General features: G+C 69.1%; 29 protein-coding genes, 1 tRNA gene and 1 riboswitch. Of the genes, 8 read left to right on the top strand and 22 right to left on the bottom strand.

Annotation, left to right across the window (positions count from 1 at the left end):
- Positions 1–29: 29 nt before the first annotated feature.
- Positions 30–100, bottom strand: a riboswitch (guanidine-III (ykkC-III) riboswitch).
- A gap of 59 nt (positions 101–159) precedes the next feature.
- The gene (locus ACLB9X_RS17445; RefSeq protein WP_410361289.1) at positions 160–516 is read right to left on the bottom strand and encodes a GroES family chaperonin; all 357 of its coding nucleotides are present in this window, start codon (positions 514–516) and stop codon (positions 160–162) included.
- A gap of 43 nt (positions 517–559) precedes the next feature.
- Positions 560–880, bottom strand: a complete 321-nt coding sequence (locus ACLB9X_RS17440; protein WP_410361288.1) for a DUF3618 domain-containing protein — start codon at positions 878–880, stop codon at positions 560–562.
- 125 nt (positions 881–1005) lie between these two features.
- Between ACLB9X_RS17440 and bcp the strand changes: the two genes are divergently transcribed.
- Positions 1006–1473, top strand: a complete 468-nt coding sequence (gene bcp, locus ACLB9X_RS17435) for a thioredoxin-dependent thiol peroxidase (RefSeq protein WP_410361287.1) — start codon at positions 1006–1008, stop codon at positions 1471–1473.
- Positions 1474–1566: 93 nt separating this feature from the next.
- Positions 1567–1650 (top strand) — tRNA-Leu (locus ACLB9X_RS17430).
- Between the two features lie 57 nt (positions 1651–1707).
- On the opposite strand, the gene rdgB is transcribed toward ACLB9X_RS17430, so the two are convergent.
- From rdgB to ACLB9X_RS17410, 4 genes are all read right to left on the bottom strand, one after another.
- Positions 1708–2310 carry an RdgB/HAM1 family non-canonical purine NTP pyrophosphatase gene (rdgB, locus tag ACLB9X_RS17425; RefSeq protein ID WP_410361286.1) on the bottom strand — a complete coding sequence of 201 codons (603 nt, stop codon included), beginning with the start codon at positions 2308–2310 and terminating at the stop codon, positions 1708–1710.
- Between the two features lie 11 nt (positions 2311–2321).
- Positions 2322–2705, bottom strand: a complete 384-nt coding sequence (locus tag ACLB9X_RS17420) for a hypothetical protein (RefSeq protein WP_410361285.1) — start codon at positions 2703–2705, stop codon at positions 2322–2324.
- A 118-nt stretch (positions 2706–2823) separates the two neighbouring features.
- On the bottom strand, positions 2824–3561 hold the full coding sequence (gene rph, locus ACLB9X_RS17415; protein WP_410361284.1) for a ribonuclease PH: 738 nt from the start codon (positions 3559–3561) through the stop codon (positions 2824–2826).
- Positions 3562–3701: 140 nt separating this feature from the next.
- Positions 3702–3935 (bottom strand): glucose PTS transporter subunit EIIB, encoded by a 234-nt coding sequence (locus ACLB9X_RS17410; RefSeq protein ID WP_177152560.1) that lies wholly within the window; start codon positions 3933–3935, stop codon positions 3702–3704.
- Positions 3936–4172: 237 nt separating this feature from the next.
- Between ACLB9X_RS17410 and ACLB9X_RS17405 the strand changes: the two genes are divergently transcribed.
- Entirely contained in the window at positions 4173–5432 is a 1260-nt protein-coding gene (locus ACLB9X_RS17405) for a PTS transporter subunit EIIC (RefSeq protein ID WP_410361283.1), read from the top strand.
- A gap of 276 nt (positions 5433–5708) precedes the next feature.
- The gene (locus ACLB9X_RS17400) at positions 5709–6977 is read left to right on the top strand and encodes a PTS transporter subunit EIIC (RefSeq protein ID WP_410361282.1); all 1269 of its coding nucleotides are present in this window, start codon (positions 5709–5711) and stop codon (positions 6975–6977) included.
- A 78-nt stretch (positions 6978–7055) separates the two neighbouring features.
- On the opposite strand, the gene ACLB9X_RS17395 is transcribed toward ACLB9X_RS17400, so the two are convergent.
- Positions 7056–7808: an MBL fold metallo-hydrolase gene (locus ACLB9X_RS17395; protein WP_410361281.1), complete on the bottom strand. Its 753-nt coding sequence runs from the start codon at positions 7806–7808 to the stop codon at positions 7056–7058.
- A gap of 181 nt (positions 7809–7989) precedes the next feature.
- Here ACLB9X_RS17395 and ACLB9X_RS17390 point away from each other — a divergent pair, with 181 nt between their 5' ends.
- Positions 7990–8445, top strand: coding sequence for a type II toxin-antitoxin system PemK/MazF family toxin (locus ACLB9X_RS17390; RefSeq protein ID WP_410361280.1), 456 nt, complete (start codon positions 7990–7992; stop codon positions 8443–8445).
- Between the two features lie 358 nt (positions 8446–8803).
- On the opposite strand, the gene ACLB9X_RS17385 is transcribed toward ACLB9X_RS17390, so the two are convergent.
- The 7 genes from ACLB9X_RS17385 to clpS all read right to left on the bottom strand — a co-directional run bounded on the left by ACLB9X_RS17385 (position 8804) and on the right by clpS (position 13631).
- Complete coding sequence (locus ACLB9X_RS17385; protein WP_410361279.1) at positions 8804–9754, bottom strand: PLP-dependent cysteine synthase family protein; 951 nt, start codon at positions 9752–9754, stop codon at positions 8804–8806.
- Positions 9755–9759: 5 nt separating this feature from the next.
- Positions 9760–10038: a MoaD family protein gene (locus ACLB9X_RS17380; RefSeq protein WP_410361278.1), complete on the bottom strand. Its 279-nt coding sequence runs from the start codon at positions 10036–10038 to the stop codon at positions 9760–9762.
- Between the two features lie 96 nt (positions 10039–10134).
- Positions 10135–10251, bottom strand: a complete 117-nt coding sequence (locus ACLB9X_RS17375) for a putative leader peptide (RefSeq protein ID WP_374196289.1) — start codon at positions 10249–10251, stop codon at positions 10135–10137.
- Between the two features lie 196 nt (positions 10252–10447).
- Positions 10448–10870, bottom strand: a complete 423-nt coding sequence (locus ACLB9X_RS17370; protein WP_410361277.1) for a Mov34/MPN/PAD-1 family protein — start codon at positions 10868–10870, stop codon at positions 10448–10450.
- 75 nt (positions 10871–10945) lie between these two features.
- Complete coding sequence (locus tag ACLB9X_RS17365; RefSeq protein WP_410361276.1) at positions 10946–12367, bottom strand: amino acid permease; 1422 nt, start codon at positions 12365–12367, stop codon at positions 10946–10948.
- A gap of 359 nt (positions 12368–12726) precedes the next feature.
- On the bottom strand, positions 12727–13320 hold the full coding sequence (locus tag ACLB9X_RS17360; protein WP_410361275.1) for a DUF2017 domain-containing protein: 594 nt from the start codon (positions 13318–13320) through the stop codon (positions 12727–12729).
- Positions 13320–13631: an ATP-dependent Clp protease adapter ClpS gene (clpS, locus tag ACLB9X_RS17355; RefSeq protein WP_215181899.1), complete on the bottom strand. Its 312-nt coding sequence runs from the start codon at positions 13629–13631 to the stop codon at positions 13320–13322. Before clpS ends, ACLB9X_RS17360 begins: the two co-directional genes overlap by 1 nt.
- A 93-nt stretch (positions 13632–13724) precedes the next feature.
- Between clpS and ACLB9X_RS17350 the strand changes: the two genes are divergently transcribed.
- Positions 13725–15056 (top strand): nicotinate phosphoribosyltransferase, encoded by a 1332-nt coding sequence (locus tag ACLB9X_RS17350; protein ID WP_410361274.1) that lies wholly within the window; start codon positions 13725–13727, stop codon positions 15054–15056.
- A gap of 171 nt (positions 15057–15227) precedes the next feature.
- Positions 15228–15812, top strand: a complete 585-nt coding sequence (locus ACLB9X_RS17345) for an isochorismatase family protein (protein WP_410361273.1) — start codon at positions 15228–15230, stop codon at positions 15810–15812.
- A 13-nt stretch (positions 15813–15825) separates the two neighbouring features.
- Here ACLB9X_RS17345 and ACLB9X_RS17340 read toward each other — a convergent pair whose 3' ends face one another.
- From ACLB9X_RS17340 to ACLB9X_RS17310, 7 genes are all read right to left on the bottom strand, one after another.
- The gene (locus ACLB9X_RS17340) at positions 15826–16155 is read right to left on the bottom strand and encodes a hypothetical protein (protein WP_410361272.1); all 330 of its coding nucleotides are present in this window, start codon (positions 16153–16155) and stop codon (positions 15826–15828) included.
- A gap of 47 nt (positions 16156–16202) precedes the next feature.
- A complete protein-coding gene (locus tag ACLB9X_RS17335) occupies positions 16203–16724 on the bottom strand; it encodes a hypothetical protein (RefSeq protein ID WP_410361271.1) in 522 nt (173 codons plus the stop codon).
- Positions 16725–16769: 45 nt separating this feature from the next.
- Positions 16770–17501 carry a hypothetical protein gene (locus ACLB9X_RS17330; RefSeq protein WP_410361270.1) on the bottom strand — a complete coding sequence of 244 codons (732 nt, stop codon included), beginning with the start codon at positions 17499–17501 and terminating at the stop codon, positions 16770–16772.
- A gap of 147 nt (positions 17502–17648) precedes the next feature.
- Positions 17649–18218, bottom strand: a complete 570-nt coding sequence (locus ACLB9X_RS17325; RefSeq protein ID WP_410361269.1) for a hypothetical protein — start codon at positions 18216–18218, stop codon at positions 17649–17651.
- The gene (locus ACLB9X_RS17320; protein WP_410361268.1) at positions 18215–18739 is read right to left on the bottom strand and encodes an RNA polymerase sigma factor; all 525 of its coding nucleotides are present in this window, start codon (positions 18737–18739) and stop codon (positions 18215–18217) included. The genes ACLB9X_RS17325 and ACLB9X_RS17320 overlap by 4 nt, the downstream gene beginning before the upstream one ends.
- Positions 18740–18815: 76 nt before the next feature.
- Positions 18816–19130, bottom strand: coding sequence for a hypothetical protein (locus ACLB9X_RS17315; RefSeq protein WP_410361267.1), 315 nt, complete (start codon positions 19128–19130; stop codon positions 18816–18818).
- 122 nt (positions 19131–19252) lie between these two features.
- Positions 19253–21667: an immune inhibitor A domain-containing protein gene (locus tag ACLB9X_RS17310; RefSeq protein WP_410361266.1), complete on the bottom strand. Its 2415-nt coding sequence runs from the start codon at positions 21665–21667 to the stop codon at positions 19253–19255.
- A 379-nt stretch (positions 21668–22046) separates the two neighbouring features.
- On the opposite strand from ACLB9X_RS17310, the gene ACLB9X_RS17305 reads away from it, so the two are divergent.
- Complete coding sequence (locus tag ACLB9X_RS17305; protein ID WP_410361265.1) at positions 22047–22382, top strand: hypothetical protein; 336 nt, start codon at positions 22047–22049, stop codon at positions 22380–22382.
- Here ACLB9X_RS17305 and ACLB9X_RS17300 read toward each other — a convergent pair.
- Positions 22368–23138 carry an RDD family protein gene (locus tag ACLB9X_RS17300; RefSeq protein ID WP_410361264.1) on the bottom strand — a complete coding sequence of 257 codons (771 nt, stop codon included), beginning with the start codon at positions 23136–23138 and terminating at the stop codon, positions 22368–22370. The genes ACLB9X_RS17305 and ACLB9X_RS17300 overlap by 15 nt on opposite strands.
- Between the last annotated feature and the right edge of the window lie 24 nt (positions 23139–23162).

Genomic DNA, 23162 nt, shown 5'->3' with positions numbered 1-23162 from the left:
CGGCACCTCCGAGACGCGGAACAACACGGGGTGCGTCGTCTTTGCCTGACCCGGTACGGCGCGTCTCGTCGGGGTCCGTCCAACGTAGCAAACGGCACACAAAAGGGCTGGTGACCTCCGCCACCAGCCCCTGCGGCCCCGACCGGGGGCTCCGGTCCCCTACAGGTACAGGCCCGTCGAGTCCTCCGACCCCTGGAACCGGTCCGCCGCCACCGCGTGCAGGTCACGCTCGCGCATCAGGACGTACGCCACGCCCCGCACCTCGACCTCGGCCCGGTCCTCCGGGTCGTACAGCACCCGGTCGCCCGGCTCCACCGTCCGTACGTTCTGCCCCACCGCGACGACCTCCGCCCAGGCCAGCCGCCGGCCCACGGCGGCGGTCGCCGGAATCACGATGCCGCCGCTGGAGCGCCGCTCACCCTCCGGGATGTCCGTCCTGACCAGCACACGGTCGTGCAGCATCCGGATCGGAAGCTTGTCGTGCTGGGGGCTGTGCTGATGACTGTTGGTGCTCACCCGTCGAACCTACCTGCCCGTCGGCCCTCCGTACGCCGCAGGGTCACGCCCGTCGCCTGCGGGCCGAGACGGCCAGCAGTCCCACCACGCCCAGAGCGACGACCGCCACCGGCACCACCCGCTCCAGCCGCGGCGTACCGTCCTCCGAGACGAACTGCGCCTTCACGTCCGACACCGCGCGGTTCACCGCGACGAAGGCACGACCCGCCGTCCGGTCCACGCTGGAGGCGACCTTCGCCTTCGCGTCGCCGATGACCGTCTTGGGGTGCATACGCGCACCGATCTCGTCGAGCATCTCGGCGAGCTGCTCCCGCCGGCGGACGATGTCCGCCTCGATCTGCGCTGGGGTCCTGGTGTCCGACACCGCGCCGCCTCCGTCGTCGTGTCCGTTAGTCCTCATCGACAGTCTGTCAGCTCGGCGTGGCCCGCACCCTATGGCACCCCTATTACGCTCGACGGCGTACACCTATGTGTCTGACGAGGAGAACCATGAGCGAGCGACTCCAGCCCGGCGACACCGCCCCCGCCTTCACCCTGCCCGACGCCGACGGCAACGAGGTGTCGCTCGCCGACCACAAGGGCCGCAAGGTGATCGTCTACTTCTACCCGGCGGCGCTCACGCCCGGCTGCACCAAGCAGGCCTGTGACTTCACCGACAACCTGGAGGTGCTCGCGGGCGCCGGCTACGACGTCATCGGCGTATCGCCGGACAAGCCGGAGAAGCTCGCGAAGTTCCGCGAGAAGGAGAGCCTCAGGGTCACGCTGGTCGGCGACCCGTCCAAGCAGGTCCTGGCAGCGTACGGCGCCTTCGGCGAGAAGAAGCTCTACGGCAAGACCGTGACCGGCGTCATCCGCTCCACGGTCGTCGTCGATGAGGAGGGCAAGGTCGAACGCGCCCTCTACAACGTCAAGGCGACCGGCCATGTCGCCAAGATCATCAAGGACCTCGGCATCTGAGGCGCGACCGGACCGGTCTCCGCCCCGGCCCCGGAGCCGAACTTCCGACCGGACAGCGGGCGCACGCCACCGCCCACTACGATGAGCGCACACGCGGCCGTGGTGGAACTGGCAGTCACGCTGGGTTTAGGTCCCAGTGGGGTAACACCCGTGAGGGTTCGAGTCCCTCCGGCCGCACATGAGCGAGGGGCGCGGCACCGGACCGGTGGCGCGCCCCTCGGCTGCTGACCGGGCTCAGCCCAGCAGTTCCCGCACCACCGGCACCAGCGCGCGGAACGCCTTGCCCCGGTGGCTGATCGCGTTCTTCTCCTGCGGGGTGAGCTCCGCGCACGTCCGCGTCTCGCCCTCGGGCTGGAGGATCGGGTCATAGCCGAATCCGTTCGTCCCCTGCGGGGAGCGGCGCAGGGTGCCGAGGAGGCGGCCCTCGACGACGCGTTCCGTGCCGTCCGGGAGGGCGAGTGCGGCCGCGCAGGCGAAGTGGGCGCCGCGGTGGGGGGTGTCGATGTCCGCGAGCTGGGCGAGCAGCAGGTCCAGGTTGGCCTTGTCGTCGCCGTGCGTGCCGGCCCAGCGGGCCGAGAAGATGCCGGGCGCGCCGCCGAGGACGTCGACACAGAGGCCGGAGTCGTCGGCGACGGCGGGCAGGCCGGTGGCGCGTGCGAGCGCGTGGGCCTTCAGGAGCGCGTTCTCGGCGAAGGTGACGCCGGTCTCCTTGACGTCGGGGAGGTCGGGGTAGGCATCGGCGCCGACGAGTTCGTGGGTGATGCCCTCGTCGGCGAGGATGGCCTTCAGTTCGGTGATCTTCCCGGCGCTGCGGGTGGCGAGGATCAGGCGCGTCATGCCCCCAGTATCTACGGCGTGCAGACCTTGCCGATCTCGGTGGCCGCGTCGGTGACGGGCGTGAGGTCCGGGGTGGTGTCCCCGCCGTCGATGGACTTGCGCACATTGTCGACACCGGCGGCCAGGTCGTCGACGGCCTTGCTGAGGTCGGCGTTGTCGGTCTTGTCGCCGAGGTTCTTCAGCTCGCGGTCGATGTCGTCGAGGGCCTGCCGTGCCTGGGTGGGGTCCTCGGCCGCGTTGGAGGCCGCCTGCTGGAGCTTGTCCACGCTGGTGGCGATGGCGTCGGCGGTCTCGACGCAGTCCAGCGCCGTGTTGAGCGCGCCGCAGCCGGCGGCTGCGGGCACCAGCAGGGCGACGGTGGCGACGGTGATGGCTATGCGGCGGCGCGCAGACATGCGGATCCTCCCGGGTACGGACGGGCGCACGGTTCGGCCCGTGCGCCCGTGACTCTAACGACGCCCGGCGCCCTTCTCCCGGTTGCTGGGCCGCCGGGAGAAGTGCGCCGCGTGGATGCTATGCGGGCTGTCCGGTTCCGAGCGCCTCGGCCTGGAGCGCGGCGAGGTCGGCGCAGCCGCCGGTGGCGAGGTCGAGGAGGGCGTTGAGCTCCTTGCGGTCGAAGGGCTCGGCCTCGGCGGTGCCCTGGACCTCGACGAAACGTCCGTCGCCGGTGCAGACGACGTTCATGTCGGTCTCGGCGCGCACGTCCTCCTCGTAGCAGAGGTCGAGCAGCGGGGTGCCGTCGACGATCCCGACGCTGACGGCGGCGACGGTTCCGGTGAGCGGCTTGCGCCCGGGCTTGATGAGCTTCTTGTCCTGTGCCCAGGTGACGGCGTCGGCGAGGGCGACGTAGGCGCCGGTGATGGCGGCGGTCCGGGTGCCGCCGTCGGCCTGGAGGACGTCGCAGTCGAGGACGACGGTGTTCTCGCCGAGGGCCTTGTAGTCGATGACGGCGCGCAGGGAGCGGCCGATGAGCCGGCTGATCTCGTGGGTGCGTCCGCCGATCTTGCCGCGGACGGACTCGCGGTCGCCGCGGGTGTTGGTGGAGCGCGGCAGCATCGAGTACTCCGAGGTGACCCAGCCTTCGCCGCTGCCCTTGCGCCAGCGGGGCACGCCCTCGGTGAAGGAGGCGGTGCAGAACACCTTGGTGTCGCCGAAGGAGATGAGGACGGAGCCCTCGGCGTGCTTGCTCCAGCCTCGTTCGATGGTGACGGGGCGCAGCTGTTCGGGGGTTCGGCCGTCGATGCGTGACATGGTTCCGAGCCTATCGGCACATGGGTGAGGGGCCTGTTCCGGTGGTACGGATCAGGCCCCTCGGGGTCCGGTGCCGGGACGCTCCGGGAGCGGTGTGCCTCAGCCTCTGGTGGCCTCGCGCGCGTCGCGATGCGCCTCGCTCACATCATGTCTTCGATGTCGGCCGCGATCGGGTCGGCGTCGGTGCCGATGACGACCTGGATCGCGGTGCCCATCTTCACGACGCCGTGCGCGCCGGCGGCCTTGAGCGCTGCCTCGTCGACCAGGCTGGGGTCGGCGACCTCGGTGCGGAGACGGGTGATGCAGCCCTCGATCTCTTCGATGTTGTCGATCCCGCCGAGCCCGGCGACGATCTTCTCAGCCTTGCTGGCCATCTGTTTCTCCCTGCGTTCGAGCGCGTTGGGCGCTGCCTCGGCCCACCGCTGGTCCGGGTCGGTCCGCTTTGTCAAGGTAACGCACGGTTGGCCCATCTTCACGGGCGAGTAACCGTCTTGTACCGAAAGATGACGATCACCAGCGCCCTGCCCTGCGCGGGCGCCGGAACCGTATGCCGACTGGTCTACACCAGTCTGCGACGCCTGCCAAACAGAGGCCGTTCCGGGAGGACGCGGATGAGCACCGAGAACGCGGCCGCACCGCGGCACACGTGGCGGAGCGGGCTCTTCCAGGGGCTCCAGAAAGTGGGCCGCAGCCTCCAGCTCCCGGTGGCCGTCCTGCCCGCCGCGGGCCTGCTCGTCAGTCTCGGCAACCTGTTCGCCGCGTCTCTCCACGGCGGCTTCTGGAACAGGACGTCCGACGTCCTGATCAAGGGCGGTACCGGCATCCTCGACGGCAGTCTCGGCCTCCCGCTGCTGTTCTGCATCGGCGTCGCGATCGGCTTCGCCAAGAAGTCCGACGGTTCCACCGCGCTCGCCGCGGTGGCGGGCTTCCTCGTCTACCACAACGTCCTCAAGGCCTTTCCCGTCGAGGGATCGGTCACCGAGGAGATGCCCGAGGGCACGCCGCAGAACCCCGGGGTCCTCGGCGGCATCCTGATCGGCCTGCTGACGGCGGTCATCTGGCAGCGCTACCACCGCACGAAGCTGGTGGACTGGCTGGGATTCTTCAACGGCCGGCGGCTCGTGCCGATCATCATGGCCTTCGTCTGCTGCGTCCTGGGCGTGCTGTTCGGACTGCTGTGGGACCCGGTGGGCGACGCGCTGACCTCGTTCTCGAAGCAGCTGATCGGTCTCGGCGCCTGGGGCGCGGGCATCTTCGGCGTCGCGAACCGGCTGCTCATCCCGATCGGCATGCACCAGTTCCTGAACACGTTCTTCTGGTTCCAGGCGGGCGAGTACACGGACGACGACGGCACCGGGGTCCAGGGCGACCTGACCCGGTTCTTCGCCGGCGACCCGGACGCCGGCCAGTTCATGTCCGGCTTCTTCCCGATCATGATGTTCGGCCTGCCGGCGGCGGCCCTGGCCATCACGCACTGCGCCCGCCCCGAGCACCGCAAGCGGGTGGCGGGCCTGATGCTCTCCGTCGGCCTGACGTCGTTCGTGACCGGCGTGACCGAGCCGATCGAGTTCTCGTTCATGTTCGCCGCACCGCTGCTGTACGGGCTGCACGCGTTGCTGACCGGCGCCTCGATGGCGATCACCTGGGCCCTCGGGGTCCACGCGGGCTTCAGCTTCTCGGCAGGCCTGATCGACTACGTCGTGAACTGGCATCTGGACACGAAACCGTGGCTGATCCTGCCGATCGGCGCGTGCTTCGCGGTCGTCTACTACGTGGTGTTCCGCGTGCTGATCACGGTGTTCGACATCCCGACACCCGGCCGCGAGCCCGAGGAGCTCCAGGAGGAGATGGAGCGGGACGCGACGAAGTGACGCAGTAGCGAACCCGGCAGCAACGTCCCCGGACCCCGCGGTCCGGGGGCGTTTGCGCGCATTCACCGGATTGTTATCCGGCCCGCAAATTTCGCAGGTTCCTTATCCAACCCCCACCGTGCTACAACAGGTCTACACCACTGAGTGGTGTAGACCATGCGGTCCAGACCACGACCGCATCTTCCCTCGAGACGCCGCCCTTCCCCGCTTTCCTGTCCTCGGCGGCGCCTTGCCCTCCCCCAGCCTCCGGCCGGGGGGACCCCCAGGAGGAAGTTGATGTCCACGGCCAGCGCCGCCCCCGGGGCGGACAAGAAGAAGACGGGCGCGGGTGCGATGACTGTCCTGCAGCGCATCGGCCGCAGCCTGATGCTGCCGGTCGCCGTGCTGCCCGCGGCCGCGCTGCTCGTGCGTTTCGGCCAGCCCGACATGCTCGGCAAGGAGTCGTTCCCGACCTTCGTCACCAAGATCGCCGGATACATGGCGGCCGGTGGCGGCGCGCTGCTCGACAACATGGCGCTGCTGTTCGCCGTCGGTATCGCGATCGGCTTCGCGAAGAAGTCGGACGGTTCGACGGCGCTCGCGGCGGTGGCCGGTTACCTCGTCTTCAAGAGCGTGCTCGGCACCTTCACGGACAGCAGCCTGCCCAAGAAGGAAGCCATCGTCGACGGCAAGATCGTCATGGTGGAGCAGGCGGTCGACGCCAAGGTGCTCGGCGGCGTGGTCATGGGCATCATCGTGGCCCTGCTCTACCAGCGCTTCTACCGCACCAAGCTGCCCGACTGGGCCGGCTTCTTCGGCGGCCGCCGCCTCGTCCCGATCCTGTCGGCCTTCGCGGGTCTGCTCACCGGCATCGTCTTCGGCCTGATCTGGCCGTGGCTCGGCTCGGGTCTGCACTGGTTCGGCGAAAGCCTGGTCAACTCCGGGGCCGTGGGCGCCGGCATCTTCGGTGTCGCCAACCGCGCCCTGATCCCGGTCGGCATGCACCACCTGCTCAACTCGTTCCCGTGGTTCCAGGCCGGTTCCTACGAGGGCAAGAGCGGCGACATCGCCCGCTTCCTCGCCGGCGACCCGTCCGCCGGACAGTTCATGACCGGCTTCTTCCCGATCATGATGTTCGCGCTCCCGGCCGCCTGCCTCGCGATCGTGCACTGCGCCCGCCCCGAGCGCCGCAAGGTCGTCGGCGGCATGATGTTCTCGCTCGCCCTGACCTCCTTCGTCACGGGTGTCACCGAGCCGATCGAGTTCACCTTCATGTTCATCGCGCCGGTCCTGTACGCGATCCACGCGGTGCTCACCGGTGTCTCGATGGCCCTGACCTGGGCGCTCGGCATGAAGGACGGCTTCGGCTTCTCGGCCGGCGCGGTGGACTTCCTGCTCAACCTGGGCATCGCGTCCAACCCGTGGGGCCTGGCCCTGGTCGGCCTGTGCTTCGCGGCGGTCTACTACGCGGTCTTCCGCTTCGCGATCACGAAGTTCAACCTCCCGACGCCGGGCCGCGAGTCCGACGAGGAGCTGGCCGAGCTGCAGAAGGCCGAGGCCAAGTAGCCCTCGGCCTCACCCGTGCGAAAGCCCCCGCCCCGGTTCGTCCTCGGGGCGGGGGCTCTCGCGTGTCTGCCGGCCGGCTCAGATCTCGTACACCGCGCCCGGCGCCGCGATCTCCGACGGACCGTCGTACACCGCGCGCGCGTCCGAGAGGTTGCGCTCGCCGTCCGTCCACGGCGGGATGTGGGTCAGCACCAGCCGGCGCACGTTCGCCCGCTGCGCGCAGGCGCCCGCCTCGCGGCCGTTGAGGTGGAGGTCCGGGATGTCCTCCTTGCCGTGCACGAAGGACGCCTCGCACAGGAAGAGGTCCGCGCCCGCCGCGAGGCCGTCCAGCGCGTCGCACACGCCCGTGTCGCCCGAGTACGTCAGCGCCTTCCCGCCGTGCTCCACCCTGATGCCGTACGTCTCGACCGGGTGCGCCACCCGTTCCGTACGCACGGAGAACGGTCCGATCTCGAAGGTGCCGGACTTCAGCGTGTGGAAGTCGAACACCTCGCTCATCGAGGACGCCGAGGGCGTGTCCGCGTAGGCCGTCGTCAGCCGCTGCTCCGTGCCCTCGGGGCCGAACACCGGCATGGGCGCGCAGCGGCCGCCGTCGTGGCGGTAGTAACGGGCCACGAAGTATCCGCACATGTCGATGCAGTGGTCCGCGTGGAGGTGGCTGAGAAAGATGGCGTCGAGGTCGTAGAGACCGCAGTGGCGCTGCAGCTCGCCGAGGGCGCCGTTGCCCATGTCGAGGAGCAGCCGGAAGCCGTCGGCCTCTACGAGGTAGCTCGAGCAGGCCGAATCCGCGGACGGGAACGACCCCGAGCAACCGACGACGGTGAGCTTCATTGAGCTGGAACCTCCGTGGACGAAGGAGGGCTGGGGGAAGGTCGTGCGGTCCGTCGAGCGTAAGGCGCGAAAGGGCCGGTCGCTCCTCAGCAGCGCTGTGTTGTGGGAGAACTCACCCTTACCCGTGGGCACCGAACGCCGGTACGGGCGCCGGGACAGGGGCCCGGGTAACGTCTCCGCTATGGACACGTCGTGGTGGCTCGCGGTGATCGCCGTCGTCGTGGTCGCCCTCGTGGTCGCGGTCTCGGACGGGATGGGCCGCGGCACGCGGCGGCCGGCCGGCCGGAGGCGGCCGCCGGCGCGGCCGGGCGAGCGCGGAGGCAGGCCGAGACCGGCGCCGGGCGAGATCTGGTGGGCCGATGTGCCCTACGAGGACGGCCCGAGGTCGAAGGACCGCCCGTGCCTGGTGCTGTCGGTACGGGGCGGTACGGCCCAGGTCGCGAAGATCACGAGCCGGTATCACGACGAACGCCCCGGCGTGATCGCGCTGCCGCCGGGCACGGTGGGCGATGCGCGGGGGCGGCCGAGCTTTCTGGAGATCGACGAGCTGCGGGACGTAGGGGTGGCGGAGTTCCGCAGGCGGGTGGGCACGGTGGATCCGGCGGTATGGGACCAGGTCCGCCACCTGGCGGTGTAACCACCGGAGCTCCGCCCCGGCCCCGTTCCGGCGCGCCACGTCCTGACGCACCCCGTCACCCAGGCCCGAGCCCGGACGCCCGAGGAGCCGCGTCCCTGCGGACGAGGAGCGCGGGCACGGGCAAGGCGCGCGCCCAGGGGGCCGGCCCCCACAGCCCGCGGACCCGCGCCCCCCCGGGCGCAGAGTCCTCACGGCCGGGCCCGCCGGGCCCGATGTGCAACCTCGGCGCAGTCCGATCGGTGCGTCGCACGAGCCGGACCCGCCGACGAGGGGCGAAGCCCCGACCCGCGGCAGCCCCACCGGCGATTGGGGCGCGGGGGCCCCGGGGGTGGAGCCCCCGGAGGCCGGGCGGGGCCGGTCAGGCCCAGAGTTGGCCCTGGAGCGTTTCGATCGCCTCTTCCGTCGTCTTCGCCGTGTAGACGCCCGTCGACAGGTACTTCCACCCGCCGTCCGCCACCACGAACACGATGTCCGCCTGCTCCCCGGCCTTGACCGCCTTCCTGCCGACGCCGATCGCCGCGTGCAGCGCCGCGCCCGTGGAGACGCCCGCGAAGATGCCCTCCTGCTGGAGGAGTTCGCGGGTGCGGGTCACCGCGTCCGCGGAGCCGACCGAGAAGCGGGTGGTCAGCACGGACGCGTCGTAGAGCTCGGGGACGAAGCCCTCGTCCAGGTTGCGCAGGCCGTAGACGAGGTCGTCGTAGCGCGGCTCGGCGGCGACGATCTTCACGTCCGGCTTGTGCTCGCGCAGGTAGCGGCCGACGCCCATCAGCGTGCCCGTCGTGCCGAGGCCCGCGACGAAGTGCGTGACGGACGGCAGGTCGGCGAGGATCTCGGGGCCGGTGGTCGCGTAGTGGGCGCCCGCGTTGTCCGGGTTGCCGTACTGGTAGAGCATCACCCACGACGGGTTCTGCTCGGCGAGCTCCTTGGCGACGCGTACCGCCGTGTTCGAGCCGCCCGCCGCGGGGGACGAGATGATCTCGGCGCCCCACATCGCGAGCAGGTCCCGGCGCTCCTGGGAGGTGTTCTCCGGCATGACGCAGACGATGCGGTAGCCCTTGAGCTTGGCCGCCATCGCCAGCGAGATGCCGGTGTTGCCGCTGGTCGGTTCGAGGATGGTGCAGCCGGGGGTGAGCCGGCCGTCCTTCTCCGCCTGCTCGACCATGTGGAGCGCGGGGCGGTCCTTGATCGAGCCGGTCGGGTTGCGGTCCTCCAGCTTGGCCCAGATGCGGACGTCCTCGGACGGGGACAGCCGCGGGAGCCGCACCAGCGGCGTGTTGCCGACGGCCGCGAGCGGGGAGTCGTAACGCATCAGGATCAGACCCTGCCGCCGGCGACGGCCGGCAGGATCGTCACGTTGTCGCCGTCGGACAGCTTGGTGGAGATGCCGTCCAGGAAGCGGACGTCCTCGTCGTTCAGGTACACGTTGACGAAGCGGCGCAGCTGGTCGCCCTCGACGATGCGCTCCTGGATGCCGTTGTGCCGGGACTCGAGGTCTGCGAACAGCTCGGCGAGGGTGTCTCCGTTGCCTTCGACGGCCTTGGCTCCGCCGGTGTAGGTGCGGAGGATGGTCGGGATGCGGACCTCGATGGCCATGACGGGGGCTCCTGTCGGAAGGTGGCGTAGGGGCGCGCGGCTGGGACCCCCGCGCGAGGGGGTGCTGCTGGCGTGTTGCGCTCGTACGTCAGAACGTCAGAACGCGGCGCGGGCCGTACACATCGCGCTGGCGAGGCGGCACAGGTCGACGTGCAGCCGCGCAACGAGCAGCAGGGTGCTCGGCGTCTTGTCGCTCACGTCGTGAAGAACCATGCGGTCATCGTATCGATTCCCGGTGCCGATCCTTCAGTGTGATCTCGCATACCGGACGAAGCTCGCTCAGGATGCGAACGGCACGGGGCGAAGGCCCTTGTCGGAGGGCCCGCCCGTGCCGCTGCTCCGTGCGTCTGCGTACGTCTCCACCGGTCTTCGGTACGTCTCCGCAGGTCTCGGTGCGCCTCAATACGTCTCAGTACGCCTCGACGACCTTGACCTCCTCCTCCGTGATCTCGCCGTCCACGATGCGGAACGACCGGAATTGGAACGGGCCCGCGCCATCGGTGTCGGCGGTGGAGACGAGGACGTAGTGCGCTCCGGGCTCGTTCGCGTAGCTGATGTCGGTGCGCGAGGGGTACGCCTCGGTCGCGGTGTGCGAGTGGTAGATGATCACCGGCTCCTCGTCGTTGTCGTCCAGCTCGCGGTAGAGCTTGAGGAGGTCGGCCGAGTCGAACTCGTAGAACGTGGGCGAGCGGGCCGCGTTCAGCATGGGGATGAAGCGCTCGGGGCGGCCGGAGCCCTCCGGGCCGGCGACGACTCCGCAGGCCTCGTCGGGGTGGTCCGCGCGGGCGTGGGCGACGATCTGGTCGAACAGGACCCGGGTGATGGTCAGCATGAGCGACAGGATAAGCAGACGGGCCGCCGCGTACCGAGGAGTGGTACGCGGCGGCCCGGATGCTGGACGGGTCCCTTACGAGCGCTTGGCGAAGGCCGCGCCCTCGGGGTTGCGGCTCTTGAGCACCAGGTAGGAGACGCCGAGGATCAGACCCCACAGTGGAGCGCAGTACAGCGAGATCCGCGCGTCCTTGTCGACGCCCATCATCACGATGACCATGCCGATGAAGGCGAGCGCGAACCAGCTGGTGAAGGGGGCGCCGGGCGCCTTGAAGGTCGACTCGGGCAGTTCGCCGCGACTGGCCTTGGCCCGGTAGCGGATCTGGCTGACCAGGATCATGATCCAGGCCCACATGCCGGAGATCGTGGCGAAGGAGACGACCATCTCGAACGCCTTGCCCGGCCACTGGTAGTTGATCCACACGCCGAACATCATCAGCAGCGCCGAGAAGGTCGTGCCGATGAGCGGCGTGCCGCTCTTGGTCAGACGGGTGAAGATCTTCGGGCCCTGCTTGTTCAGCGCGAGGTCGCGCAGCATCCGGCCGGTGGAGTACATGCCGGAGTTGCAGGACGAAAGGGCCGCGGTGAGCACGACGAAGTTGACGATGCCCGCGCCGACGGCGAGGCCCATCTTGTCGAAGGCGGCCACGAACGGGGAGACGCCCGGCTGGAAGTGGGTCCAGGAGACGACCGACAGGATCATGATCAGCGCGCCGACGTAGAAGACGGCGATACGCCACGGCACGGTGTTGATGGCCTTGGGCAGCGTCTTCTCCGGGTCCTTGGACTCGCCGGCGGTGACGCCGACCAGTTCGACCGCGAGAAAGGCGAACATCACGATCTGCAGGGTCATCAGCGTGCCGCCGATGCCCTTGGGGAAGAAGCCGCCGTCGGCCCACAGGTGGGTGACGGACGCGGTCTCACCGGCGTCCGAGAAGCCGAGGGTGAGGATGCCGGCGCAGATCAGGATCATGCCGATGATGGCGGTGACCTTGACCATGGAGAACCAGAACTCGAGCTCGCCGAAGAGCTTCACGGAGATGAGGTTCGCTCCGTAGAGGATGATCGTGAAGATCAGCGCCGAGACCCATTGCGGGATGTCGAACCAGTACGTCATGTACTGGGCGGCCGCCGTGACCTCGGTCATTCCGGTGACGACCCAGAAGAGCCAGTACGTCCAGCCGGTGACGAAGCCTGCGAAGGGACCGATGAACTCACGCGCGTACTCGGAGAAGGAACCCGAGACGGGGCGGTACATGAGCAGTTCGCCCAGCGCCCGCATGATGAAGAAGATGACCAGGCCCGCGATGGCGTAGGCCAGGATGAGGCTGGGGCCGGCCTTCGAGATGGCCTTGCCCGCGCCCAGGAAGAGGCCGGTGCCGATGGCACCGCCGATCGCGATCATCTGGATCTGCCGGGCTCCCAGTCCACGCTGGTAGCCCTCGTCCGCGCCCGCGGCCTCTTTGCCGTCGTTCTGTTCGACCTGCAACGAGGTCATGGTGATGCGCCCTTTCTCCATGCTGATCCGCCGCGACCGCGAAGTCGCGCGGCAACGGATCAGGTCCTGATCCCCCCGGATGTGGATGGAGTGCTACCGGCGGTCTGCCGGCTCAAGCGCCCTCGGGGACAGGGGTGGCGTCCCCCGAGTGGTCGTGAAGATTTATCACGGCCAGGGCAGTGATCCACCGCGGCGGGAGTGACGCACACCACAAGGAAAGCGGACAAAGGGCGCGCGGTACGCCAAAGCGTCGGGGCACGGTGACGTGATCGTTATCCGGATTTGATCGTCCGTTGAGCGAACACTCACCCGGGACGGACAACACCGTCCCGGGACAAAAGGGCACCGGAGGGGGGCCCTCAGGGCGTCAGGGTCTCGATGAGCGTCTCCTGCAGCGCCCCGAGCCAGAGGTAGGCCATCACCATGGGCTTGCGCGGGTCGGAGTCCGGCAGCCGGTACAGGTCGTCGTTCTCGTCCTCGTCGGTGACCTCGAGCCGGGCGCCGATGGTCAGCCGCAGGTCGTTGAGCGCGCCCAGCCAGTGCAGGCAGTCCTCGGCGTCGAGCTCCAGCACGGCGCCGCCGTCGCCCGCGACGGTCAGCGAGTCCAGGCTGCGGACCACCGCCAGGGCGTCGTCGCGCTTGCGGGTGCGCAGGTCGTTCTCGGTGAAGCGGCGGAACTCGGCGGAGGCCGCGCGCATCTCGTCGTCCTGCGGGCCGGCCTCGGGGTCCGCGTACGCCTCGGGGAACAGGCGGGCGAGCGCCGGGTCCGAGGGCGGCTCGCTCGGCCCCTCGGCGAACAGCGCGGCCAGCGGGTCCTCGCCCTGGGCCGGCTCGTCACCCGGGCCGATGAGCTCCAGCATCTGCACGACGAGGGAGCGCAGGATGGAGATCTCGACCTCGTCCAGCGCCACGGCGGCGCCGCCGCCCTTCAGCGGCTCGAAGTGAGAGCTCATCAGCCGCGGTCCTGGGTGAGCGTGGCCCACAGTCCGTATCCGTGCATCGCCTGCACGTCCCGTTCCATCTCCTCGCGGCTGCCGCTGGAGACGACGGCGCGTCCCTTGTGATGGACGTCGAGCATCAGCTTGTGCGCCTTGTCCTTGGAGTAGCCGAAGTAGGCCTGGAAGACGTAGGTGACGTAGCTCATCAGGTTGACCGGGTCGTTGTGCACCAGGGTCACCCAGGGCACATCGGGCTCGGGGACGGCCGCAGTCTCCTCGGCCGACTCGGTCTGCTCGATCTCCAGTGGCACAGTCACTCCACCCATGCTGCCACTTGAGCCCCCTCGTCGCACAAACGGCCTCGCCGGGGACGACGACCATCTCGTCAGACTGACGAAATGTGCGCTAGCATCGCGGTCATGAACACTGCAGACCTGGTGGGGCTGCCGGTGGACGTGCCGTCGACCGCGCTCTTCACCGACCAGTACGAGTTCACGATGCTCCAGGCGGCGCTCAAGGCCGGGACGGCCGAGCGGCGCTCGGTCTTCGAGGTCTTCACCCGCCGGCTTCCCGAGGGCCGTCGCTACGGGGTCGTCGCGGGCACCGGCCGCGTCCTGGACGCCGTGGAGAACTTCCGCTTCGACGCCGGCGTGCTCGGGTTCCTGCGCGAGCGGCACATCGTCGACGAGCCCACCCTCGAATGGCTCGCCGGCTACCGCTTCCGCGGCGACATCTGGGGCTACCCGGAGGGCGAGGTGTACTTCCCCGGCTCGCCGATCCTGCGGGTGGAGGGCTCCTTCGCCGAGTGCGTGCTGCTGGAGACCGTGATCCTGTCGATCCTCAACCACGACTCGGCGATCGCCGCGGCCGCTTCCCGCATGTCCGCGGCAGCAGGCGAGCGCGGCCTGATCGAGATGGGTGCCCGCCGCACGCACGAGCTGTCCGCCGTCGCGGCCTCCCGCGCCGCGTACGTCGGCGGTTTCGACTCCACCTCCGACCTGGCGGCCGGCTTCCGCTACGCCATCCCCACGGTCGGCACCAGCGCCCACGCCTTCACCCTGCTGCACGACAGCGAGCGCGGCGCCTTCCAGGCGCAGGTCGACTCGCTGGGCCGGGGCACGACCCTGCTGGTCGACACCTTCGACGTGGCCGAGGCCGTGCGCACCGCGGTCGACATCGCGGGCCCGGAGCTCGGGGCCGTACGGATCGACTCGGGCGACCTGCTGCTCGTCGCGCACCGGGTGCGCAGGCAGCTGGACGAGCTGGGCGCGGTGAACACCAGGATCGTCGTCACCTCGGACCTCGACGAGTACGCCATCGCGTCGCTCGCCGCGGCCCCGGTGGACGCGTACGGCGTGGGCACCCAGCTGGTCACCGGCAGCGGTCATCCGACCTGCTCGATGGTCTACAAGCTCGTCGCGCGCGCCCGCTCGGCGGACCCGAAGGCGCCGCTGGAGCCGGTGGCGAAGAAGTCGCTGGGCGGCAAGCTGTCGATCGGCGGCCGCAAATGGGCCGCGCGCCGGCTGGACGAGCACGGGGTCGCCGAGGCCGAGGTGGTCGGGCTCGGCGACGTACCGCCGGCGCTGGTGGACCGGCAGTTGCTGGTGGAGCTGGTCAAGGGCGGCGAGATCGTGGGCCGCGAGCCGCTGGACGCGGCGCGCGAGCGGCACATCGCGGCGCGCGCCGGGCTGCCGATGTCGGCGATCCAGCTCTCGCGCGGCGAGCCGGTGATCCCGACCGAGTACGCGTAGATCCGCGCGGAGGGGGAAGCGGCGGGGCGTGAGTCCGACGCCCCCTCCCGCAGGGCGTTCGAAGTCTCTACGCTCAGTAGTTGAACCCTCGCCAGTCGTCCGGCCGGCCCGGCAGGACGAGTCCGCCGGCAGTCGCGCCGACCGTCATCCAGTCACCGAAGGACACCCGCCATGCACCGCGCCTTGCTCGTCCTGGACGTTCAGAACGACTTCTGCGAGGGCGGCAGCCTCGCCGTGGCGGGGGGTGCCGACGTCGCAGCCGCCATCACCGAACTGATCGGCCAGGCCCAGCCGGGCTACCGCCATGTGGTGGCCACGCGCGACCACCACATCGAGCCGGGTGACCACTTCTCCGACCACCCCGACTTCGTCGACTCCTGGCCGCGGCACTGCGTCGCCGGCACGGAGGGTGTCGGCTTCCATCCGAACTTCGCGCCGGCCGTCGCCTCGGGCGCCGTCGCCGCGGTCTTCGACAAGGGCGCGTACGCGGCGGCGTACAGCGGCTTCGAGGGCACCGACGAGAACGGCTCCACGCTGGCCGAGTGGCTGCGGGCCCGCGGCGTCACCGAGGTGGACATCGTCGGGATCGCGACCGACCACTGCGTGCGGGCCACCGCGCTCGACGCGGCCCGCGAGGGGTTCACCACCCATGTGCTGCTCGACCTGACCGCGGGGGTCGCCGCGGAGACCACCGGCCGCGCGCTGGAGGAGATGCGCGCGGCCGGGGTGGAGCTGACGGGCAAGCCCGTGGTCTGAACGGTCTCGTCGGTCAGGTCCGTATGCCGCCGATGTTCACACCGTCGCAGCTGCGCTCGATGAACTGGCCCACGCGGACACTGGCGTGCTTGGTGCTGTCCTCGCGTTCCTCGGTCGGGTTCTCGTACCACTCCATGAGCGTTTCGAAGTCCTCCGCGATGCCGTCGGGTGCCATTGCTCCCAGTTCCTCGACGACGTGCTGACGCTTGTGCGGAGTCAGCTCATCAGCGTGGGAGAGGTCCAGCGGTGCCGCGGCCTTGCAGAAGGCCGGCCGTTCGGCGGACTTCCGGAAGGCATCGACATCCACGCCGTCCGCGTTCGCCCGCACCGCGGCAAATGCCACGACAAGAGCGACGGCGACACAGCCGGATATCCACCAGATTTTCGACATCACGTCCCCGCGGCGATGGCGTTGAGGTCGTGCTGGTCAAAATACTGCGGCCAGATGTCCGACCTCATGCACGAATTGTTGTCCGTGTCATTGCTTCCGACCCGGTGTCCGAGGTCGCCCGTGTGACCGAATTCGTGGCAGCCCAGGCTCTTCCACTGGGAATAGGATTTGTAATAGTACTGATTGAGGCGGATGCGCATGACGTCACAGGACGTCATGAAAGCGTTCCAGTCGACGCAGTCCGTGGCCCCGTGCCACCCGTTGTCCCCATAGTTCGCGTCATAGACCCGGATGTCACCGTCGCCCCACGACGTGGTGATGACACTTTTTTCCAGCTGGGCCTTGCCGTGATTCATCGCGGTGGTCCCATTGGAGGTCAGATAGAACCCCTTGACCGCTTGGCTCCGGTTGTCCGGGTCGAATCCGTCGTCATCATGGCTGGCGTGTGCGGAGAAAGGAACTCCGAGCGCGAGTGCCACGGACATCGCCACCGCGGCGACGAGTTTGCGAGAGCTGTTCACGAAGGTCTCACTTCCTTGTACGAACGAGGGCAGAGGCGGACGGCATCACGAAGCCGAGGGATACGGCGTCGGCTCGGAGCCGTCGTTGGTCGAGCCGTCCGGCTCCGGCTCGGTCGAGCCGTCGTCGGGCACCTGCTGCTGCTGCTCGTCCGTGGCGGGCGCAGGCTGCGGCACGACTGTGCCGCCGCGCGCGGGATCGAGCCAGTACTTCATCTCCCCGTAGAAGTCGGTGTTGGTCCGCCCGTCGATCTTCGAGAACAGCGTGCTGACCGGATCGGCCGAGGACCGGACAAGCCCATCCTTGATCAGGACCCGGCCCTGCGTGTTCACGTAGCGCCACTTGGTGATCATCGGGTCGGCCGCCTCCAGGTAGAAGTAGCCGACGTCTCCCACCTGGCTCCAGGAAAGGTGTTCCATCTGATAGGCGTGGCCGGCCTCGTCCCAGCCCCATTCCTCCACGACGATGTTCGTCGGGATGGTGTAGCCGCCTCGCTTGAGGACCGCGTTGACCTGGACGGTCACATCTCTCGCCTGGTCCACGCCGCCGTCGGCGGCGCTGCCCACCTTTCGCCCGGGTGCGGCACTGAGAACCGTCCCCTTGACGATGACGGAAGGTGTTCCGACCAGTTCGCTGACACTGCTGAAATTGAGGCTCTCCTTGCCGTGCAGAATACGCTCCGGGTGCGCATCCCGAGACGCCGAGGCATTTTCCGCCGTAGAGGCGGTTTCCGCCGTATTGGACCAGGCGGAAATACCGGCAGCGACGGCGGCGACCATCACCAAAGCGGCGACGGGTCGCGTGAACTTGTTTCTCGTAAGCTTCAAAGCCCCCCCAAGGAAACAAATCGGACTCCGGTTCGAGTTCGCCCCGAGAGTAGCAGTCCGAAGATCACCAGAGAAGGAAAAATCATTCGCCGCCTGCGGTCACCCGCGCCCCGGACACGTGGGACGGTTGGCTTTGCCCGCCTCTGTCCTCATCCACTCCCAGGTCGGCTCGATTTCCTCGCCGATGAAAAGCAGCGGGACCTCGCCCTCGAACCGCGAGACGCTCACCAGTACCTTTTCTCCCACCTTGTAGGCGGCACCGTCCTCCTGCGGAACTGAGAATTCCGTTTCTCCCGGTCCCGATTCGGGCTTGAGGTACCGGTCGACCTCCAGCCGGACGCGGACCGTCCCCCGCTCGGCGGACCTCACGCGGCTCACGGTCCCCTCGGCGATGAGTTCCGAGCACGCCACGATTCCCGACTCGGAGAGTTTCGCCGTCTCAGCCGGCGCCGGATCCCAAGGCGCCCACAGGGTGAGGAACAGCGCGGCCGATGCCGCCAGGCCCACCCCCGCGACGAGCAGCGCGCGGACCCTGCGACGCCGGGTCCCCGCCTCGGGCAGTGTCACGACGCCCTGTTCCCCAGCCGGCTGCTCGCCCTCCTCCATGAACCCGCCGATGAGCTTCACCTGCTCGTCGAGCAGGTCCTCCGTCTCCTGGTCGCCCGTCATCCTCGCACCCCTGTATCCGCTGAAAGATGGACTCGCATGGCCTGGACCGCCGCATGCAGGCGGCTCTTGACGGTGCCCAGTGGTACCGAGAGGACCTCCGCCATCTGCGGAACCGTCAGGTCGGCGTAGAACCGCAGGATGAGCACCTGCTTCTGCAGGGGCGGCAGCGCCTCGATGCCCTCGGCCACCGCCAGAGTGAGCACCCCCTCCTCCGGCCCGGGGACGGACTGCCGCCATGCGGTCATGCTCTGCAGCCGCTCACTGACCCGCTCCTGGCGGTTCCTGCCGCGATGCCAGTCGACCGCGTAGTTGGAGGCGACCGCCGCGGCCCACGCGCCGATGTCGCGGGGCGACTCCGTGCCCTGAGCGCGGCGCTCGATCAGCTTCAGCCACACCTGCTGCACACCGTCCGCGTGGTCGTCCCTCGGGACTCCTCCCAGCGCGAGCACCGCCCTGACGCGACGGGCCTGTGCCGGGCTGAGAGGATCCTGTTCTTCGGCTCGCACAGTCCCCCACCACATGCCCTCGACGACGGTTCAGCACTTAGACGTGGGGCGAATGCGAATCGTTCGGTTCGTGCGCGGTCTTTTTCCGGCGCTAACCCCTCAGCAGGCGCCTGATCGGCCGCCACAGCTCGGTGGTGACGGTGACACCGTTGTCAGGAGCGGTACGCCATATCAGGCCGTCGGGATGGTGCAGGACGGCCGTGATCTCGTCCGGCGTCGGCGGCTCGGCGTTGCCGCGCAGGTAGACCGCGCGCAGACCCAGGTTGCGCAGCCGGGTCAGCGCCCTGGCCCGGTTCGCCGCGTGCACGAGGAACCGCACGCTGGTGCCGTCGCCGGCCGGGCTGGGCAGGCTGAGCGCGACGACCACGCTGCCGTTGGGCAGCTTGCAGAAACCTCCGCCGGGCATGCGGAACCACTCCCCCGTGCGTTCACTGTCAATAAGGGCTTCGTCCCCCGCACCTAAACACGATCGGCCGCCGCCCGCTAGAGGGCGACGGCCGATACCCCTGTGACCTGCTGTTTTACGAATTACTTGGTCGACGGACCAATCTGGACCGTGATCGTCTGGCCGCTGCGCGGCTCCTTGACGATCGAGATCTTGGTGTTGGTGTCAGTTACCTTGACGCCCGCCGTCGGGTTCTCCGCGTACCAGTAGACGCCCTTGCGGTCGTCGAAGACGGAGTTGCCCCGCTGCGACGCCAGCCAGAACGGGACGCCCGCGTTGTGCAGCTGGAAGGCGTCCGTCCGGTACCGGCTGAACGTCGAGTCGAACGTCTGGATCTTGTTGCGCATCAGCGTGCCGTCGGCCCACTTCAGCGGCTTGGCGTGGGCGTCGATCGGAAGGACCAGACCCTCACCCTCGTGGGCGCTGGTGTTGTTGTCCTTCTGGGAGGTGTCCCACAGCCAGATCAGCAGACCGTTCTGGTACGGGTAGTGCTCGACCCAGCCGTCCTTCGGCGCCTTCCAGCCGAAGTTGTACGGGCCGACCTTGAGGGTCCTGTCGTACGAGACGTACTGGCGGTTCTCCGCGATGTAGTACTGGTCGTACTCCTTCGTGAAGCCCTCGCCGATGCGGGAGAAGCCCTTCGCGGTCCAGCCCGCGGCCTCGCCCTCGGCGTTGTCCGAGAACAGCGGGGCGCCGTCGGCGTTGATCACGAGGGAGTCGGCCGTGAAGCCCTTGTCGGCCACGCCGCCGTCCGTCTGGTAGCGGAAGCGGACGTCGACCTTCTTGCCCGCGTAGGCGTCCAGCGAGTAGACGAGCTTCTTGTGCGCGCCCGAGTCACCGGTCAGCGCCGGCTTGTCGCTCGCGTCGCGGGTGATGGCCTTCCCGTCGGCGGTGCCGTCCACCGGCGTCCAGGTGGCGCCCCCGTCCGTGGAGACCTCGGCGTACAGGTAGTCGTAGTCCTTCTCGATGTCCCACCAGCCGGTGAGTTCCAGCGAGGCCTTCGACTTGCCGGTGAGGTCGACGGTCCGGGACAGGGTGTTCTTGAGGTCGTCACCCATGTCGCTCCACCACTGCTTGGAGCCCTCGGCGGGCTTCACGATCGTGGTGGTGACCGGCTTCTTCGGCAGCTCGACGAGGAGGGCCTGCGGGTTCTTGGTGTTGTACGCCGCCACACCCAGCGTGTGGGTGGACTTCGTCGCCGCCTTGGCCGTCTCGTAGTTGAGCCAGCCGAGCTGCAGCTTGTCCCAGGCGGTCATGTCGCCGGGGAGGTCGCCGATGGAGTCCTTGCCGGTGCCCAGCCAGGAGCCGGCCGACATCAGGGTCCAGTAGCCGGTCGAGTTCTCGCCCTGGCCCGAGGTGTCGTAGTGGTCGGGCAGACCGAGGTCGTGGCCGTACTCGTGGGCGAAGACGCCGAGGCCGCCGTTCTCGGGCTGCACGGTGTAGTCGCCGACCCAGATGCCGGTGTCGCCGATCTGGGTGCCGCCCGCCTTGTTGTGCGCGGGGCCGGTCCGGCCGGCGTCGGTGCCGTACGCGTACCAGCGGTGGGCCCACAGGGCGTTCGGGCCCTCGGCGCCGCCGCCCGCCGACTCGTCCTCGCCGGCGTGGACGAACTGGAAGTGGTCGATGTAGCCGTCGGTCTCGTTGAAGTTGCCGTCGCCGTCGTGGTCGTAGCGGTCCCACTGGTCGTACTCGGCGAGCGTCGCCTTGATCTCCGCGTCCGACCTGCCCTTGGCCTTCTGGTCGGCGACCCAGGCGTTGACGCCGTCGCGGACGGCGTCCCAGGCGTTGGCGCAATTGGACTGGCCGCAGTAGTTGGAGCCGTAACGGGCCTCGTTGTAGTGGACCTTGACCCAGTCGGAGACCATGCCGTCGACCGAGTAGCGGCCGGATGAGGTCCTCTCGTAGTAGGTCTTCAGGGAGTGCTTCGGTCGGCCGTTCTCGTCCTTGCCGGTGCCGAAGTAGAGGTCCTCGAAGTGCTTCTGGTTGTAGTCGGCCTGCCAGGCGGTCGAGTTGTCCACCGACCGGTCGGGCTCGGCGATCTTGTTGTGCAGCGGGCCGGGTGTGCCGCCGTACTTCTTGACCGGGGGCTTGGGTCCCGCGCCGTCCGGGTCGTGCATGGTCGTGTCGTCGACCTTGTCGCCGAACTCCACGAGGATGGTGAAGATCTTGTCGGTCTTCTCCCGGGCGAGTTCGACGTACTTCTTGTCGTCGAGCTTGACGACATTCGAGCCGCCGCGCTTCTGCACGGTGGCCTCGCCGGATATCAGCTGCTCCATGGCAGCCTCGCGCTGCGCCTCCTGCTGCTTGCTGAAGGGGCCGTCGAGGTCGTGGTCGACGTGGGCCTTCTGCGGGGCCGGGTCGTGGCGCTCGATGGCGGCCGGGTCCGACGACTTCTGGCCGTCGGCCCGGGCGAAGGTGAACGCCGAAGCGGTCGCGGTCGTGGCCGCGAGCGCGACGACGATCGCGGACGCTCTGAACGTCCGTCGCTTGCTGATCACTTGATGGTGTCCTCCCCCGCGTCCCGTCGCTGCTGCGGACCGGAGTGTGGGGTTGTCCGCGCGCGCGGTGTACGCGTCTCAAGTGACGACATTTGAACGGAGTTGGAGAAGAAAAGACAGCCCTTGACTTGGAAAGGCCAACTGCACTATGCAGGAGAGCAGTTCCGGTATCCGGACGATGGCGTATCCGGACAAGAGGCGCAGAATTCCGGCCACTCGGTGGGGAGAGTGACTCCGTGCGCCCCCCATGCACCGGCACCGTGGGTTAGGTCACGCTTACTGCCGGTTCCTCACGGGCATTCAGCACCGTAGAGTCTTGCGGCGGTGCGACTACCGGCCCAAGTCTCTCCCCGCCCCTGTCCCGAGGACGGATCCCGTGATGCCGCGTCCGACTGCCGCACAGTACGCCTACGGTTCGGCCACCGTCGTCTTGTCGACGGTCGCCCTGCTGCTGCTGACCCGCACGACGGACGGCATCGCCGTCGCCGCGATCGCTGTCCTCGCCCTGGCACTCGGCCTCGCGGTCGCGCTCGCCCTTCCGGTGCGCCGCGTGGCCGGGCCGTCCGGTGCCGCGTCCCGTGAGGCGGACCTCGTCGCGGCACGCCGCACACCCGAGCCGACGGCCTCCGCGGCCGCCGCCGACGGTCTCACCACCCGCGTGCCCACGCCGCCCCGCGCCGGAGCCGGGATCGCCGGCCACTCACTGCGCCACTGAGACGACGACCGTCTTCCCCGCCTTGTCGTGCAGGCCCTGCTTGTAGGGCTTGTCGGTCAGCACGGTGATCAGGATGACGAGCCACCAGAGGCAGTAGCAGCACACCAGCGCGGGCACCCACAGCACCACGGCACGCATCAGCGCGGAACTGGTGTCCGGCGTCCGCCCGTCGCTGAGCATCGCGACCCGCAGCTTCATCAGCTGCTTGCCGACGGTCCGGCCGTTCCTCTTCGTCATGATCGTGTCGTAACCGATGTACGCGACCAGGGAGATGAGCGTCCACAGCCACTGCCGGCCCGTGTTGACCTGGTCGGTGATCTCCTCCCAGTCGTCGCCCCGCGTGGCCATCTCCCAGCCCCCGGTCAGCAGAGAGATCACCGCGAGCGGGATCGCGATGATCAGGATGTCGACGAGCCGTGCGACGAAACGCCTGCCGAACTCGGCGAGCGGCGGCATCCCCGCGAGCGGATCCGCACCGCCGTACGCGCCCCCGTAGCCCTCCGGACCGGAGGGCGGCGGCATGCCCCCGGCGCCGTACGGACCGCCGGGTGCGCCCGCGCCGCCGCCGGGCGTGTCGTACGGGGAGCCGCCACCGGACGGCGGGCCGCCCCCGCCGTACGGCGGACCGGGCGGCGGGCCCTCGCCGCCGCCGGGCGCGCCTGCCCCGCCGCCCTCGCCGGGCGAAGGCTCCTCGGGCCTCTTGCGGAAGGGGTCGTCATCGGGCGGCGGACCGGGCGGCGGCTGATGGTTGCTCATGGGGGCAGTGCATACCGGCACACA

Origin of the sequence: Streptomyces sp. 5K101 (assembly GCF_046506645.1) — a bacterium.
Taxonomy (GTDB): domain Bacteria; phylum Actinomycetota; class Actinomycetes; order Streptomycetales; family Streptomycetaceae; genus Streptomyces.
This window is presented reverse-complemented; position numbering and strand designations above follow the sequence as displayed.